Source organism: Hymenobacter sediminis (assembly GCF_003231285.1).
Classification (GTDB): Bacteria; Bacteroidota; Bacteroidia; order Cytophagales; family Hymenobacteraceae; genus Hymenobacter; species Hymenobacter sediminis.
On sequence record NZ_QKNS01000033.1, the window covers coordinates 1 to 367 of the forward strand.

Here is a 367-nt window from a genome sequence, read left to right on the forward strand (position 1 = left end):
CTTAAAAATTTCATCGGTCTGAAAAAGCAACAGGGTTTGAAGTTCAAAATCCCGATCTGTGGACTACGGACAGTGAACTATTTACTGCATTTATTGCGGCAACATAACCTTATCGATCACATGGATTACTCCATTGGTGGCGTGAATATTCAGCGCTTCAGCCACAAGACCGGCATCATTTATTTTCAAATCTGAAAGATTAACGGTGAGGTTTTTGCCTGTCAGTAAAGTTGGCAATGAAGCCCCTTGTCTCAAATCCTGAGAAAAAGCTCTTGCGGGAACGACATGGTATTGCAAAACAGCGGTCAATGTCTCCAATGGAATTTCATCGACACTTGTAACTCCCAAAGCAGCATAAAGATTACGG

Annotated in this window: 1 protein-coding gene; it reads right to left on the bottom strand. The window is 42.0% G+C overall.

The features are described from left to right. Positions 1-90 precede the first annotated feature (90 nt). Positions 91-367, bottom strand: a 277-nt coding sequence (locus tag DNI29_RS23835; RefSeq protein WP_133255753.1) for a fasciclin domain-containing protein, incomplete at its 5' end; no start/stop codon positions are given.